General features: G+C 36.7%; 13 protein-coding genes. 10 read left to right on the top strand and 3 right to left on the bottom strand.

Annotated features, from left to right (window positions below):
* The 8 genes from EZ456_RS20115 (at nt 1) to EZ456_RS20150 (ending at nt 7,450) form a co-directional block, all read left to right on the top strand.
* Nucleotides 1-1,464 (top strand): complex I subunit 4 family protein, encoded by a 1,464-nt coding sequence (locus EZ456_RS20115; RefSeq protein ID WP_131533250.1) that lies wholly within the window; start codon nt 1-3, stop codon nt 1,462-1,464.
* A 3-nt stretch (nt 1,465-1,467) separates the two neighbouring features.
* Entirely contained in the window at nt 1,468-2,838 is a 1,371-nt protein-coding gene (locus tag EZ456_RS20120) for an NADH-quinone oxidoreductase subunit N (protein ID WP_131533252.1), read from the top strand.
* A gap of 47 nt (nt 2,839-2,885) precedes the next feature.
* The gene (locus tag EZ456_RS20125) at nt 2,886-3,545 is read left to right on the top strand and encodes a DedA family protein (RefSeq protein WP_131533254.1); all 660 of its coding nucleotides are present in this window, start codon (nt 2,886-2,888) and stop codon (nt 3,543-3,545) included.
* A gap of 2 nt (nt 3,546-3,547) precedes the next feature.
* On the top strand, nt 3,548-4,099 hold the full coding sequence (locus EZ456_RS20130) for an inorganic diphosphatase (protein ID WP_055908779.1): 552 nt from the start codon (nt 3,548-3,550) through the stop codon (nt 4,097-4,099).
* Nucleotides 4,099-5,523 carry a hemolysin family protein gene (locus tag EZ456_RS20135; protein WP_131533256.1) on the top strand — a complete coding sequence of 475 codons (1,425 nt, stop codon included), beginning with the start codon at nt 4,099-4,101 and terminating at the stop codon, nt 5,521-5,523. The genes EZ456_RS20130 and EZ456_RS20135 overlap by 1 nt, the downstream gene beginning before the upstream one ends.
* An 8-nt stretch (nt 5,524-5,531) precedes the next feature.
* Nucleotides 5,532-6,236 (top strand): 16S rRNA (uracil(1498)-N(3))-methyltransferase, encoded by a 705-nt coding sequence (locus EZ456_RS20140; protein ID WP_131533258.1) that lies wholly within the window; start codon nt 5,532-5,534, stop codon nt 6,234-6,236.
* Nucleotides 6,237-6,322: 86 nt separating this feature from the next.
* Nucleotides 6,323-6,946: a DUF4159 domain-containing protein gene (locus tag EZ456_RS20145; protein ID WP_131533348.1), complete on the top strand. Its 624-nt coding sequence runs from the start codon at nt 6,323-6,325 to the stop codon at nt 6,944-6,946.
* A gap of 3 nt (nt 6,947-6,949) precedes the next feature.
* Complete coding sequence (locus EZ456_RS20150; RefSeq protein WP_131533260.1) at nt 6,950-7,450, top strand: acetyl-CoA carboxylase biotin carboxyl carrier protein subunit; 501 nt, start codon at nt 6,950-6,952, stop codon at nt 7,448-7,450.
* Between the two features lie 267 nt (nt 7,451-7,717).
* Here the strand turns inward: EZ456_RS20150 and EZ456_RS20155 are convergent, their stop codons facing one another.
* Nucleotides 7,718-9,403: an SUMF1/EgtB/PvdO family nonheme iron enzyme gene (locus EZ456_RS20155; protein WP_165501385.1), complete on the bottom strand. Its 1,686-nt coding sequence runs from the start codon at nt 9,401-9,403 to the stop codon at nt 7,718-7,720.
* A 651-nt stretch (nt 9,404-10,054) separates the two neighbouring features.
* Here EZ456_RS20155 and porV point away from each other — a divergent pair.
* Together porV and ispF are read left to right on the top strand one after the other, a co-directional pair.
* Nucleotides 10,055-11,242, top strand: coding sequence for a type IX secretion system outer membrane channel protein PorV (porV, locus tag EZ456_RS20160; protein ID WP_131533262.1), 1,188 nt, complete (start codon nt 10,055-10,057; stop codon nt 11,240-11,242).
* A gap of 22 nt (nt 11,243-11,264) precedes the next feature.
* Nucleotides 11,265-11,744: a 2-C-methyl-D-erythritol 2,4-cyclodiphosphate synthase gene (gene ispF / locus EZ456_RS20165; RefSeq protein ID WP_108197423.1), complete on the top strand. Its 480-nt coding sequence runs from the start codon at nt 11,265-11,267 to the stop codon at nt 11,742-11,744.
* Here ispF and EZ456_RS20170 read toward each other — a convergent pair.
* Both EZ456_RS20170 and EZ456_RS20175 read right to left on the bottom strand, forming a co-directional pair.
* Nucleotides 11,741-12,208, bottom strand: coding sequence for a hypothetical protein (locus EZ456_RS20170; protein WP_131533264.1), 468 nt, complete (start codon nt 12,206-12,208; stop codon nt 11,741-11,743). The genes ispF and EZ456_RS20170 overlap by 4 nt on opposite strands.
* A 122-nt stretch (nt 12,209-12,330) precedes the next feature.
* A complete protein-coding gene (locus tag EZ456_RS20175; RefSeq protein ID WP_131533266.1) occupies nt 12,331-15,735 on the bottom strand; it encodes a glycosyltransferase in 3,405 nt (1,134 codons plus the stop codon).
* Between the last annotated feature and the right edge of the window lie 4 nt (nt 15,736-15,739).

Here is a 15,739-nt window from a genome sequence, read left to right on the forward strand (position 1 = left end):
ATGGAACAACTTTTACTACTTATATTTCTTCCACTTGTAGGTGCAATTATTACTGCATTTTCAGGTAAGTCGGCTAAAATAGTTTCGACCGTATTTTCGGTTGTTTCTTTAGGACTGGCTTTGGTTATCGCCTGTAATTTCATTCCGAATGCAAGTACCCAGTTTGAGGTCAATTTGCCATGGATTGCAGATTTAGGTATCAATTTCCACGCAGGTATCGATGGCATCAGTATGCTTGTGGTGTTGCTAACCAATTTATTGGTGCCAATTATTATTTTATCGAGCTATAACCACGAGTATAAAAATCCTGCTGCATTTTACGCACTGATTTTATTTATGCAATGTGGCCTGTTATTGGTATTCACTGCATTAGATGCTTTCTTGTTCTATATTGGATGGGAAGCAGCATTAATCCCAATCTACTTTATTTGTGCCATCTGGGGAGGAAAAGACCGTATCCGGATCAACATGAAATTTTTCGTGTATACTATTGCAGGTTCGTTATTTATGTTGATGGGGATTATTTACCTATATCTTCAAAACCCAGCACACAATTTTGATATTCAAGCTTTTTACGCTTTAAACTTAGATAGTGCACAGCAAGGATGGATTTTCTGGGCCTTCTTTATCGCATTTGCGATTAAGATGCCAATTTTCCCTTTCCACACCTGGCAGCCCGATACTTATACCGCGGCTCCAACGCAAGGAACCATGTTGCTATCAGGTATTATGTTAAAAATGGGTATTTATGGCGTGATCAGGTGGTTATTGCCAATCGTTCCGGCAGGCGTTCACGATTGGGGACAGGTAGCCATTGTTTTATCAATCATCGGCATCGTTTATGCTTCGCTGATTGCATTTACTCAAAAAGATGCTAAACGTTTGGTAGCTTATTCATCTATCGCTCACGTTGGATTAATATCAGCAGGTATTTTCGCTTTCAATCAGCAAGGTATGCAAGGTGCAATGGTGCAGATGTTGAGCCATGGTATTAATGTAGTAGGCTTATTCTTTGTTTTAGATATTATCTTCTCTCGTGTTAAAACGAATAAAATTGAAGAATTGGGTGGAATTGCAAAAGTAGCACCACATTTGGCTCTTACTTTTCTGATCATTGTTTTAGGCACCGTAGCTTTACCGGGAACAAATGGATTTATTGGCGAATTTTTATTGCTGATGGGCGTTTACAACTATGGCATTTGGGCCTCAGCTATTGCAGGTTTAACGATTATCTTTGGTGCAGTTTACATGTTACGCATGTACCAAAATGTAATGCTTGGTGAAACCAACAGCTTAACGATTACTTTTACCGATATTAAAGGAACCGAAAAATTGGTTCTTTACACCATATGTGCATTAATTATTGTTTTGGGGATTTATCCAAAACCGGTTTTGCATTTAACAGAGGCATCTGTACAACATTTATTAGAACAGGTAAATCAAAAACTAAACACAGTAAATTAAGCAATGAATATTATTATAACCATTAGTATAACAGCTTTTATAGTGCTTTATGCAGGTTTGTTTAAGGCAAATAAAGCATTACTACCACTTACCGTTGTTGGCTTACTTACTGCACTAGGATTTACTTTTTGTGCATGGAACGGCAATGCTGTTCATTTCGGAATGATGCAGACGGATAACTTTGCCTTAGCATTTTCTGGAATCTGTATTATAGGTACACTTTTAATCTTTTTATTAACACAGAACTATTTCCACGCTAAAAGCGATAACATAGCCGAATATTATACCCTGATTCTTTTCGCACTGGCCGGAATGATCATGATGGTATCGTATAAAAATATGGCCATGTTATTTGTAGGCTTAGAAATCATGTCGGTGAGTTTATACATTTTGGCGGGTATCCGTAAAAAGGATTTTGCCTCGAATGAAGCTTCATTAAAGTATTTTCTAATGGGGGCTTTCTCAACAGGCTTCCTATTATTTGGTATCACGTTAATTTATGGCGCTACAGGGTCATTCGATTTAGATAGAATACAAGCTTATCTGGTGAATAGTCAAGTGATTTCTCCAATATTCTATCCAGGCGTTATCCTGATGATGATCGGTTTAAGTTTTAAGATTGGTGCTGCTCCTTTCCACTTCTGGACTCCAGATGTATATGAAGGCGCTCCTACTTTAATTACCACTTTTATGAGTACTGTAGTTAAAACTGCAGGTTTTGCCGCTTTCTTAAGGTTATTTGCTGGTGCACTTGCTCCGCTTCACGATTTTTGGGTGGCACCACTTATGGTGATTGTTTGTTTAACCTTATTCATTGGAAACGTAACCGCGCTGTTCCAGAAGAACTTTAAACGTATGCTGGCTTACTCGAGTATTTCGCATGCGGGTTACCTTTTGTTTTCGCTTATTGTATTAACCAAAAACTCTGAAAACAACGTATTGGTTTATGCAGCAGCTTATACATTTGCGTCAATTATCGCTTTCGCGGTATTAATATTAGTAAAACAAAAAACTGGTAGCGATAGCTTCGAAAGTTTTAATGGTTTGGCTAAACGTAATCCACTAGTAGCATTATGTTTAACTGTAGCTATGCTTTCATTAGCTGGTATTCCGCTAACAGCTGGTTTTATTGGGAAATATTTAATGTTCCTAAATGTGATGACAGAATATAAGACCTTACTTGTTGCATTTGCGATTTTAAATGCGCTGGTTGGCTTCTACTATTACTTTAGGGTAATTGTAGCCGTGTGGTTTAAAGACGGCGCAGAAACAGAGCTTTCGGCCCCAGTGCAGTACAAAGTTGTATTATTGGTTTCTGTTGCAATTACATTAATTTTAGGTATTTATCCTGCAATTATTTTAAACCTGATATAGGTATGCTGTTGTTTAATAATTATTTGTAGTTTTACGAATAATTGAATATGCACGATTTTTGGAATAACCTGCATCAGCTACTTGATCCCGAGAAATTATTGAGGGAGGGTGGTTTCTATCTAGTCGTATTCGTTATCTACGCAGAAACAGGACTGTTTTTTGGTTTTTTTCTCCCCGGTGATTATTTATTGTTTTTAGCGGGAATGTTTGTTGCAACAGGCAAGCTGGATGTTAACATTGCTGTACTCTTGGCAGGCTTATGTTTTGCAGCCATTTCAGGGAATTTTACCGGCTATTGGTTCGGGCGTAAAACTGGTCCTGTATTGTATACCAGAAAAGACAGTTTCTTTTTTAAAAAGAGATATTTAAAAGCTGCAGAAGATTATTATCACAAACAAGGTGCCTTTGCGTTAATAATGGGCAGGTTTGTACCAATTGTTAGAACTTTTGCACCGATTTTTGCGGGGGTTGTAAAACTAGACTTTAAAAAATTTGCTTTATATAATATCGTGGGTGGAGTACTTTGGATCTGTTCCTTAACTTTGCTTGGTTATTTTTTGGGCAAAAGATTTGAAAAAGAAATAAACGATTATTTATTATATATTATTATTGGCTTTATCCTTATTACAACTATACCATTATTAATTACCTTTGTAAAAAGTAAAGTAGTGAGTAGTCCTGAAGAGGATAAAACAGATTTAAATTAAAAATGGCAAAAGACGATCATCACGCATGGCATAGCGTATCTCCTGGTTCAAACCTTCCAGAGGTTGTAAACGCAATTATTGAAATTCCAAAAGGTTCAAAAGCAAAATACGAAATAGATAAAGAATCAGGTCTGATTAAGTTAGATAGGGTTCTTTTTTCATCAGTAATGTACCCGGCAAATTATGGCTTTATTCCGCAAACTTATTGTGATGATAAAGATCCATTGGATATTTTAGTGCTTTGCTCAGTAGATGTTTATCCAATGACATTGATCGAGGCTAAAGTAGTAGGTGTAATGCACATGGTAGATAACGGAGAGCAAGACGATAAAATTATTGCTGTAGCTGCTCACGATATGTCGGTAAATTATATCAATGATTTAGATGAGTTGCCTCCACACCAAATGAAAGAGATTGTTCGTTTCTTTCAGGATTATAAAGCATTAGAAGATAAAAATGTAACTATCGAACATTTACTTGGTGTTCGTTATGCGCATAAAGTAATTAAAGAAAGCATAGAACTTTATAACACCACATTTAGAGAATTAGCTTAATGGATTTACCCACGGTCTGTTTGTTTTTAAATTTAGAGCTAAATGCAATCCTGCCAACAAACGTAGTTTTGGTTGCTGTACAAGAACCCGATACCGCTTCTGTAGGCTGGCGATTATTCTTTGCATTATTTTTGGTGTTACTTAACGGATTTTTTGTTGCAGCAGAGTTTGCAATTGTAAAAGTTCGGGCATCACAGATTGAAATTAAAGCAAAAACAGGCAGTCGTGTAGGCAAAATGGCTAAAGGGATTATTCATAACCTTGATGGATATTTGGCCGCCACACAGCTAGGTATAACGCTTGCATCACTTGGCTTAGGTTGGGTAGGTGAAGGCGTTATGCATACTATTTTCAAAAATCTTTTCGATAGTTTAGAGTGGGGTTTAAGCGATGCTTCTATCCATACCGCATCTACAATTGTCGCCTTTTCGCTCATTACAGTTATGCATATTGTATTTGGCGAATTAGCACCAAAATCTTTTGCCATCCAAAGACCTGTGGCTACAACCCTTTTCGTTTCTGTTCCACTGCAAATATTTTATGTGGTATTTAAGCCATTCATTTGGACGTTAAATAGCTTGGCCGCTATTATTTTAAAGCCATTCGGAATCGACACTTCCAGCGGGCATGAATCGCTGCATAGTTCCGAAGAACTTCAGTATTTATTAGATCAGGGTAAAGAAAGTGGTGCATTAGATAATAACGAACATGAGCTGATTAAAAACGTATTCGATTTTAATGAGCGCGTGGTTAAGAATATCATGGTACCTAGAACCAAGATTTCGGGTATCGAATTAACTTCTCCAAAAGAAGAAGTGATTGATACGATTATTAAGGAAGGATATTCCCGCTTGCCGGTTTACGATGATATTATGGATAAAATTGTCGGAATTATCCATGCAAAAGATATTTTACCATTAGTTGCGGCAGGTAACCAACATTGGACCTTAAACGATATCATTAGAAAACCCTATTTCGTTACAGAAACAAAAAAGATTAACGATCTGATGAGCGAACTGCAAAGTAACCGCATACAGATTGCTATTGTATTAGATGAGTTTGGCGGTACAGCGGGTATGGTTACCTTAGAAGATATAGTTGAAGAGCTTGTCGGAGAAATCCAGGATGAATACGATGAAGAAAAACCATTGGTAGAAAAAGTTTCCGATAATGAATTTATCGTCAATGCATTTGCTACTGTGTATGATGTAAATGAACATTTGCCTCACGATTTACCCGAGGATGAAGATTTCGATACCATTGGTGGATTGGTTTCTCACGTTTTTGAACGTATCCCTGAGGTAGGCGAAAGCAATGAATCATATGGTTACTTGTTTACTATCCTTAAAAAGACAGAACAGAATATCGAAACAATAAAGTTAGAATTGGTAATCAATAAAGCAGATATGGTTGATAATCATTAATTTCAACTATGCATATTTTTTATACACCGGATATAACCCAAAATACCTACATACTTAACGAAGAAGAGAGCAAACACTGCGTTAGGGTACTTCGCCTTACTATTGGCTCGATTGTTAACTTAGTTGATGGGAAAGGTGGTTTTTACACTGCTGAAATCACTGCTGACAATCCAAAAAAAGTTTCCCTAGCCATATTAAAGGTAGAAACCGAGTTTCATAAAAGAAATCATTACCTGCATATTGCTGTTGCGCCAACTAAAAATATCGACCGTATCGAATGGTTTTTAGAGAAAGCCACAGAGCTTGGTATTGATGAGATTACCCCGATTATCACCGATCGATCAGAGCGTAGGGTAGTTAAAGAAGACCGACTGAATAAAGTAATCACTTCTGCCGTAAAACAATCCATTAAAGCTTATCATCCCAAATTAAACGATGCCGTTTCTTTTGATGCTTTTTTAAAAGAACCATTTGATGGTGATAAATTAATAGCACATTGTATTGATAACGGAGAGAAACAATATATATCCAAACTAGTAGCTCCACATCAAAAATATTTAATTCTTATTGGTCCTGAAGGAGATTTCACACCAGATGAAGTTAATTTAGCTTTGAGCAAAGGCTTTAAAGCATTAACTTTAGGTGATAATAGATTGCGCACAGAAACGGCTGCTTTATCTGTTTGTTTTGAAATCAATTACCTTAACCGATAGTCAATTTGAAATTTTCAGTTTTCAGTTTTCAGGTTCCGAAATTTCCGACTGTGGCTTTTAGCTTTGGTCTTTTAGCTTTAAGCTTTATGCTTTATGCTTTTAGCTCTTTTCCACCAACCTACCGCATGGCCAAATTAAAGTATAATGGCGGTGGCGATTGGTATGCAGATAGAACAGCTTTACCTAATTTAATTGCATACTGCAATGCCAATTTGAAAACTAATTTTTACGCTGAAGAAAGCATTGTTGAAGTAGGCTCAAAAGAAATTTTTAATTACCCATTTGTTTATATGACGGGCCACGGAAACGTTGTTTTTAACGATCAGGAAATTAAAAATTTAAGGCAATACCTTACAGGTGGAGGATTTCTCCATATAGACGATAATTATGGCTTGGATAAATTTATCAGGCCACAGATGAAAAAAGTATTTCCAGAACTTAGTTTTGTTGAATTGCCTGCTAACCATGCGCTTTATAACCAGAAATTTAAGTTTCCAGGAGGTTTGCCGAAAATCCATGAGCATGATAATAAAAGACCTCAGGGATTTGCACTGATATATAAAGGAAGAGTAGTTTGTTATTATACTTTTGAATGCGATTTAGGGAATGGCTGGGAAGATTTTGGTACTTATCCTGAAGATACCCAAGAAACAAGGACAAAGGCGCTTAAAATGGGCGCAAATTTAGTTCAATATGCTTTAACTCAATAATAAATGTATAAAGTAAAAGTAAACGATCAGTTTTTATTCGAAATTGAGTATAATGAATCAACCCTGCTCGTAAATGGCGATCCAATTCAGCTAGATTTAAGTACGCTTAGTAACCGTGGTACTCATGTTTTATATCAAAATAAATCCTTTAATACAGAAATAGTTGAGCTGAATAAAACTGATAAAACCTGTAAAGTAAAGGTAAATGGTAATATTTATCAGATTAGCATCGAAGATCAGTTTGATGCCTTATTAAAGCAGCTCGGACTGGATAATCTAACTGCTAATAAAGTTTCTGAAATCAAGGCTCCTATGCCTGGCTTAGTATTAAAGGTGCTGGTTGAAGAAAATGCCCAAGTAAAAAAGGGAGATAATCTCCTTATCCTAGAAGCAATGAAAATGGAAAATATCTTGAAATCATCCACAGATGGTGTGGTAAAGAAAGTGTTGATTAATCAAGGCGATAAGGTAGAGAAGAACCAGATTTTGGTTCAATTTAAATAGATAGCTTTTTACCATTAAGGTATTAAGAACATTAAGATTGATTTCCAATAGTTAATGAGATTGTTTTCTTAATGGTGAGCTAATTTACATGTATTGTTTTTCTTTGACCGCCTAAGAACATCTAAGTTTACGCAGTGCTTTACGATTTTACCTTAATTCCCTTAACTTCTTAATGGTGAAGTATCCACTAAGAAAGCCATTAAATAAAAAATTAATAAAACTATAATGCATAAAAAAGTCCCGACACTAAGTCGGGACTTTTCTTTATTATTTACCTCTGCCTACCCTATAAGGTTTTTGAGGAGGATTTTTAAAGTTTCTTTTGCCTGCAGTACTAATCTCTGGCGCGCCAAGCATAGTCATGGCACAGCGGAAACCAACTTCTGCAGAAGATTCATCTTGTTGCATAAAGCGGCGTGTTGCTGGGTTTAACCAGTAAGCCATATCGTTCCAAGAACCACCTTTATAAACTCTGGATTTATCATTTACAAGCGTTACACCTTCTTCATTAAGCAAAGTGTTTTGTCTATCACGATAGCCTCTTTGATCGGCTTGATAGCTGGTTGATGCTACTGGAGATTGCGGATCAGTCGATTTTGAAATCGAATCAGAACGTTTCGCCTGTGCCTGTTTTTGTGCCCAGGTTTGTTTTCTTCCAGCGTAAGCATTTTCCTTAATCGGATTACCATATTTATCTAATGCAATTTTTCCGCTTTGAGAATCCTCTAGCTTTTTATTGGTGAAATAGTTACCACGATAAGGGTTAAATGCATCTGCATCAGTAAATGTAGCCGTTCTGTAAACATCGTTAACCCACTCATTAACATTACCGGCCATGTTATATAAACCAAAATCGTTTGGTGTGTACTGAATCACGGGAACAGTTAAATCTCCCTTATCATTTAATGAACCACCAACACCCATATAATCTCCAGGTGCTCTTTTAAAGTTGGCCTGAATCATACCTCTGGTTTTCTTTTTGGCTGAACTCACGCCTAAACCATTCCAAGGATAGATTTTATTCTGGTTAATGTTTTCATATTCCGTATTGCCAATTAAACCTAAAGCTGCGTATTCCCATTCGGCTTCTGTTGGTAAACGGTAAGGTTGCATAATTACACCATCTTCTAATGTAGCAGTTCTTCTAGGTTGATTGTTTTTGCCTCCAGTTGTTGCGGCTGCTGTTCCTCCTGCAGTTGATGTTGCTGCACCAGATTTGGTATTATAATCAATAGGTGCATTTTTACCTTTATCATCATACTGATTGTTTAAATATGCATCAGTATTAAACGGTTTGTCTGGTTTTGGAGTCGCCGCCGCTGTAGTAGCAGTGTTTCCTTTCCCATTTCCAGCGAGCGTTTTATAATCAGTTAAGATTCCTTTTTCGCGTAAAATAAATTCGTTTGCCCTGGATGTTCTCCATTCGCAATAGCGAGAAGCTTGCTCCCATGAAACACCTACTACAGGGTAATCACGATAAGCCGGGTGTCTTAAATAGTTATCTACATAGGGTTCGTTATATGATAACGCCTGGCGCCAAACCAATGTATCAGGCAGTTCATTGTAATAAAATTCGCGGTCTTCAGGGAAGTTATATCTGATCCAGTGTAAATATTCTAACCAGTCGGTATTCGATACTTCTGTTTCATCCATATAAAATGATGGAACGGTAACCTGTCTTTTATAGTTATAGATACTTGGCTCAACACCCGGTACATCAATGGCGCTACCACCAACAACTAAAACTCCACCTTCAATTGGAATTAAGCCGGGCCCCGGAGCTCTCTTGTATTGAGTAGCTACAGCAAAAGCACCAGATTGGTTGTTTTTGCTTTTCCTATCGGCATAAGGAATACCTGTTTTGCTAGAACTGTTCCCTCCTTTTGAGCTACAACTCGCAAGTAGGGCGGCTAATGACAAACAAGTAAATGAATATAGTAATAGTTTTTTCATATAGTTCGTTGGGAATATCGTCCCTATAGGGATTCAATCGATAAAATTAAACAATTTTAAATGAATATATAAATAATGTGATAATAAAATATTGATATAATTTTTAAGGCATAACGTATTATTTTATATCGTATTGTGTCTATTTACTTTTTAAGTTAAATTTAGGCTAAATAATTGTAAATAAGCAAGATAAAAAGATGAATTCGTGGCCGGGGAGCAGTGTCAAGAAGCCATTAACCCAATAGGTGGAGTTACTTTTATTACGGCTTAGGTCCTATAAATTCTTATTTTTTTTTTTCTCTTTGAGGCAATGACTTAACCAATGCAGATAAAAAAGAGTACTGTTACAATTTATAGCGTTGAAAATAAATTAACCATATTTGATTTAAAGATTATGAAGATTAAATTGGCAAATAGAACTGATAATTTTTTTATATAAAAAATAAAATAGCCCAATTTCGATGCTAAATGACTATTAGTTATGGATTTACATTTTATGTAGTCACACTGGTAAGTAAAAATCGTAGGTTTAATTAGTAAATAATCATAGAATTCGTAATTTGGTGAAATATAAGTTTTGGTTTTACGTTACTGAATATATTCTCCAGTTATTGCTAAATACCAAAATCTAAAATTACGTACCTTTAAAGGATGAATTTCAAGTACATCAGTAAACTTGCTTTTTCTGCACTCTCAATGGCCTTGGTGTTTGGTAAAACAAATGCTCAGGTAACCATAGGCAATACCCAAACAAATGGTAGTGAGGCAAACAATATTGTAACGGCAGTTCCATTTCTGCTTATAACACCCGATGCACGTGCGGGGGCAATGGGTGATGCTGGCGTAGCCGTTGCAGGTGATGTAAATTCTGCCAGTATTAATGCTTCTAAACTCGCTTTTTTAGATAAACCTTACGGGTTTTCAGTATCATACAGCCCATGGCTAAAAAGCTTGGTACCTGACATTAATCTTGCTTATTTAAGTGGGTTTTATAGATTGGATGACCGCAATACTATTGGTGCATCTTTAAGGTATTTTTCTTTAGGCTCTATCCAGCTTACCGATATCAATCAACAGGACCTGGGTATTTCCAATCCAAATGAGTTGGCTTTTGATGTTTCTTTCGCCCGTAATTTTGGTAAAGAGTTTTCACTGGGAACTTCATTAAGATATATTTATTCAAATTTAGTTTCAGGTCAGTTTTCATCCTCAGGGCAGGTACACGGTGGGAATGCCGTAGCGGTTGATGTTTCTGGATTGTATAAAACAAGTACAACATTATTTGGTAAACAGGCCATTCTTTCTGCAGGTGCCAATATTTCGAACATCGGAACAAAAATGAACTATTCTGATGGCGGAGAAAATTTCTTTTTACCTACCAATTTTAAAATAGGAGGTGCGTCTACATTCACTGTAGACGATTTTAGCACTTTAACCTTCGCGCTCGATTTTAATAAATTGTTGGTGCCAACACAACCCATATATGATTCGAACAATAACATCGTAAGTGGAAAAGATCCAAATCGCTCCGTTCCAGCAGGGATTTTTGGTTCTTTTGCTGATGCACCAGGCGGTTTTAGTGAAGAATTGAAAGAAGTTGGAATTTCTACAGGATTAGAATATTGGTATAACCAACAGTTTGCGGTTAGAGCTGGTTACAACTACCAAAGCCCAATGAAAGGTGATAGCCGTTACTTTACCTTAGGACTTGGGTTAAAATACAACGTTTTTAATATCGATTTCTCTTATTTAATTGCAAATGCACAAACTAGTCCACTTGCAAATACCTTACGTTTTGGTCTATTGTTTAACTTTGGCGAGAATAAAAGCAAAAGATAAAAAAGACTAAAATAAAATATACATGAAAATTAGAGTAGGTTTCGGGTTCGATGTACACCAGTTAAAAGATCAACATCCTTTTGTTGTTGGTGGGGTTACATTAGATCATCATAAAGGTGCTTTTGGACATTCGGATGCCGACGTTCTTCTTCACGCTATCTGTGATGCACTTTTAGGTGCAGCCAACCTTCGTGATATTGGTTTCCACTTTAAAAATACTGATGATAGGTGGAAAGGCATTAGTAGCATCATCTTACTGAAGGAAACGGTTAAATTGCTGGCCGAAAAAGGATGGCAAATTGGCAATATCGATGCGATGCTTTGTTTAGAGGCTCCAAAAATTAACCCTCATATTCCTGCCATGCAACAAAATATTGCTGATGCAATCGGTATTTCTACCGAAGATATTTCGATAAAAGCAACAACTAACGAACAAATGGGTTTTATCGGTAGGGAAGAAGGCGTTGTTTCTTATGCCGTTTGCCTGATAGAAAAACCTTAGTTTATGCTAGAGTTTCGGGCGGTTAGGTAAGAAATTGGTAAGCCAATACAGAAAATTAGAATTACCGCATTTAAAATCGCCCGCTCGTAGTTAAATGGTGCAGCTGATACTTTGGTTAGTGGAATAATCAATAGGGTCATAATGGTCCAAACAATAATGCCGTACAGTATCCCTGATAAGATGACATTCTTCCATAATATAGACGTTTTTGTTGACGCTATTGCGAAAACCAACGTAAAGCAAAAAGCAATAAAGTAGTGGAGTGCTAAGCCAAGAAGAGCTGTTTTAATGCCTCCGGCAAAAGCTTCTGTTCCCAAGATGGCACTGGAGATATATTGAAATACCCCCATAAAATTCATCTTTCCTAAAAATATAACGGCGGCCAATCCATCTAATGTTCCGGCAATAAGCGCAATTAATAAAACCTGTTTAAAGGAAAATCGGATTTGGTTAGGTTTTTCCATAAACAATAATAATGTTTTTTTAAATAGCTTGTTATTAATTGTTTATGTTTTTTTGTTGAAGGAGAAATGGATACCGAAAGAAGTCAAGTTTTTAAAACTTGACTTCTTTTTATAGACTAATATTACGCTACCTGCTCTTTAACGTTACCTGTTCTTTTCATTGTTCCCCAGGTTTCCAGTTCACCTTTTATGGCTTTCCTAAACGAACGGAATAGTACAACATACATTAATTGTCGCCAAAAAAAACGTTGCGGGAATATGTAAAGTAAATTCGTGTACTTTTCTTTTTCCATGCGGAAGGCGATTGCAGCAAAAATCATATCTACAACAATAAAGATAATGTAATAGAAAAGCACTTGACCAAAGCCGTTATGTAGACTTAAAATCCCTGAAAATCCGGTAAGGGTTAAATTATTTATAGCACTTAACGAAAATAGGCCACTAATTAGCGAGATAAACATGAAAAGATCAGCCAGTGGCGAAAATAATGGTAAGATGATTTGATAGATCAATATATTTGGCATACCTACCATTCCAAAGTAACCATATTTTTTATTTAATAGTGTTCTTCTGTTTTTCCAGAAGCTTTGCATTACGCCAAAACTCCAGCGAAAACGTTGTTTAAGCAACATGCTCACCGTTTCTGGCGCTTCGGTATAAGCTATTGCAGTATCACAGTTTTTTACCCGGTAACCTGCTTTCAAAATACGCATGGTTAAATCGCAGTCTTCGGCAAGTGTATCAATGGTAAATCCACCAATTTCTAAAATTACATTTTTTCTGAAAGCACCAATTGCTCCAGGCACAACAGTAATTGTATTTAATAAGTCGAAAGCACGCCTATCCATATTCTGCGCAGTGATATATTCAATAGACTGCCATTTGGTAATGATGTTGTTGGCATTCCCAACTTTCACCGTACCAGCTACTGCCGCAATTTGGTCGCTGTAGAAGTAACGCATGAGTTCCGTAACGGCATTATCTTTTAACTGGGTATCAGCATCTATACAAACTACAAATTCTGAAGTAGCTTTTGATATACCATAATTTAAGGCCGAAGCTTTACCACCATTAGCTTTGCGGAAAACCTTTACCTGAGGGTGGTTGCCAAAATGTTCATTAATGATTTCGAAGGTTTTGTCTTTTGATCCATCATCCACAAAAATCAGTTCAAAATCAGGGTAGGTGGTTTTTAAAAGACTATTAATGGTTTGTACAGCAGTAACCTCTTCATTATAGGCCGGAATAATAATACTCACTTTTTCTGAAGGATTTGCTATCAGTTTGCTGGTATTCTGTTTTGCTCTTTTGCGCTGCCTAATCGCCAAATAAGCGATAAAAATGGTCCTTAAAATAGCAAGTACAATCGCAACAGAAAATATGATGTTTAAAGTCATGTTTCCATAATAAAAAAAGTTGATGAAGAAGTAATCACCAGAGCCTGAAAAACCACTATTTGCAGTAGACTTAACAGCAGGCATGAGTTCTGATCTTTTTTTACCCATTAAATCGCCAACCGTTGTAAAAGTATAGCCTTTGGCTTTGAAGAATTTTATAATCCGAGGTAAAGCGGCAACTGTAGCTTCACGGTTTCCACCTGCATCGTGCAATAAAAGAATATTGCCATTATCCTGTTGCTTCACTACTTCGTTAAAAATCTGATCAGCGGTTTTGCCAGGTTCCCAATCTTCAGGATCGATATATTCGCCGATATTGATGTAATTTTCTTTACGGCTCTGGGCAACCGGCAAAATTTCTGAAATGTTTTGGGGTTCAGCATCAGCGTTAAATGGTGCCCGAAACAAAATTGTACTATGGCCAGTAACCGCTTCAATTAACCTGCGTGTAGCATTTAGTTCGAACTTTACTCGTCTTGGTCCAATGGCCGACATATCAGGATGGAAGAAAGTATGGTTTCCAATTTCATAACCATCATTATATTCTTGTCTTAACAGTTCCATGTTCTGTTCAGCCATAATTCCAACCACAAAGAAACAGCCTGGTACTTTTTCCTGCTTTAAAATATTTAATACTTGTGGGGTGTAAACCGGATCTGGCCCATCATCAAAGGTTAAGGCAATTTTCTTATCGGCCTCTCCAAATCTTTTAATTACATATTGCTCTGGGAGTCGGGTATATTTTTGATCGGCAATGGAGAAGTTGTCTTTATTTAAAGTGAATTTTACACTACCTGGTGTAGGGGTAGAAATCAGATCCAGAATTTCACCATCGCCTAAGTATGAGATTCCACCCATATTTAAGGAAGCAATTTTGCGTAAATCGAATGGTTTTTTCTTTAACGTATCCAAACTGAGGTCGTTAGAAATAAAAGACCATAAGCGCTTGTCTTCTGAACCTAAACGCCATAAAGCTACACCAGCAATGTCCCAGTCATCAGCCTTACGGATTAAGTTAAAGTAGGTTGCGGCATCGGTAAAGTAAACTTCATGTTTAATTCCACTGCCGTCATTGTAAGTGTAGTTTAAATTTGCAGAAGCCGGATTGTAATTTATTTTGCTTTTGTAATTAACAGCCATTGTCATCGCCTGCTCGTAAGTAACCGGTTGCCCAATACTATTTTTTGGCCAATCGTAACCGTAACAAGCCAAGGCAAGGATTACTTTGCTGGCATCAACTTTATTGCAAATATCATCAAGCTTTTCTTCTACCCATTCCTGATGAGAAATATCTCCTGCATTACTTTGCTCGGTATGCTGATCATAAGCCATCAGTATAATGTAATCGTTATATTTTTGAAGAATTTCTGCTTTATAATCGTCGTTTTCTGGTGAAATATCTTGAGAAACAATCAGCTTTTTAGCATGAAACTGACTGTAAAGATTTTTCATGAAAGCATTAAAGCTATCGCTGTTTTCAAGGTTAAGCTCTTCAAAATCTATATTAATTCCACTATAACCGTATTTTTTGGTAATTGCAATCAGATCGTAGATCAATTTTTGTTGAGCAGGTAGATCGTTCAATAATCGCCTTACTGCTGCGCCGTCCCAATGGTCTTTATTGTAATTGGAAACTACGGCAATAGCCGATTTTTTGCCGGCATGTATGACTTTCAAAGCTGCAGTATCAGCCTTATCTACAATAGAATCGCCATTTAAAAAGAACGACTCTGTAGCCACCATATCCAGATGGCTGATGTTGCGTTTTAAATCTGATATTGATGATTCTTTACTTGCTGCCCAACTTACGTAAAAAGCCATGTTGATGCGTTTGTTGTTACCTCGATGGGTTAAAATGCGGTGTTCACGGTCTTTTTTGATCTTTTGCAGCTTAGATTTTTCGATCGTGAAATCTTTATACTGTTGCGATTTTTTTAACCTCTCTAACTGTTTTTGGGTTAAGGGTGTATTGGTATCGATAAAAGGCAAATTTGGCTCCTGCACCGATGATAGGGTATACACTACGCAGATAATTGCGACTATGAAAACTAAAAAAAATGTGCGGCTTACCCAGGTAAATGTATGCCAGCGTCTTTTAGTCTCAGTTTGAAATATTTGTTTTCCGGACATTTTT

The organism is Pedobacter psychrodurus, assembly GCF_004331735.1.
In the GTDB taxonomy this organism is placed as follows: Bacteria; Bacteroidota; Bacteroidia; order Sphingobacteriales; family Sphingobacteriaceae; genus Pedobacter; species Pedobacter psychrodurus.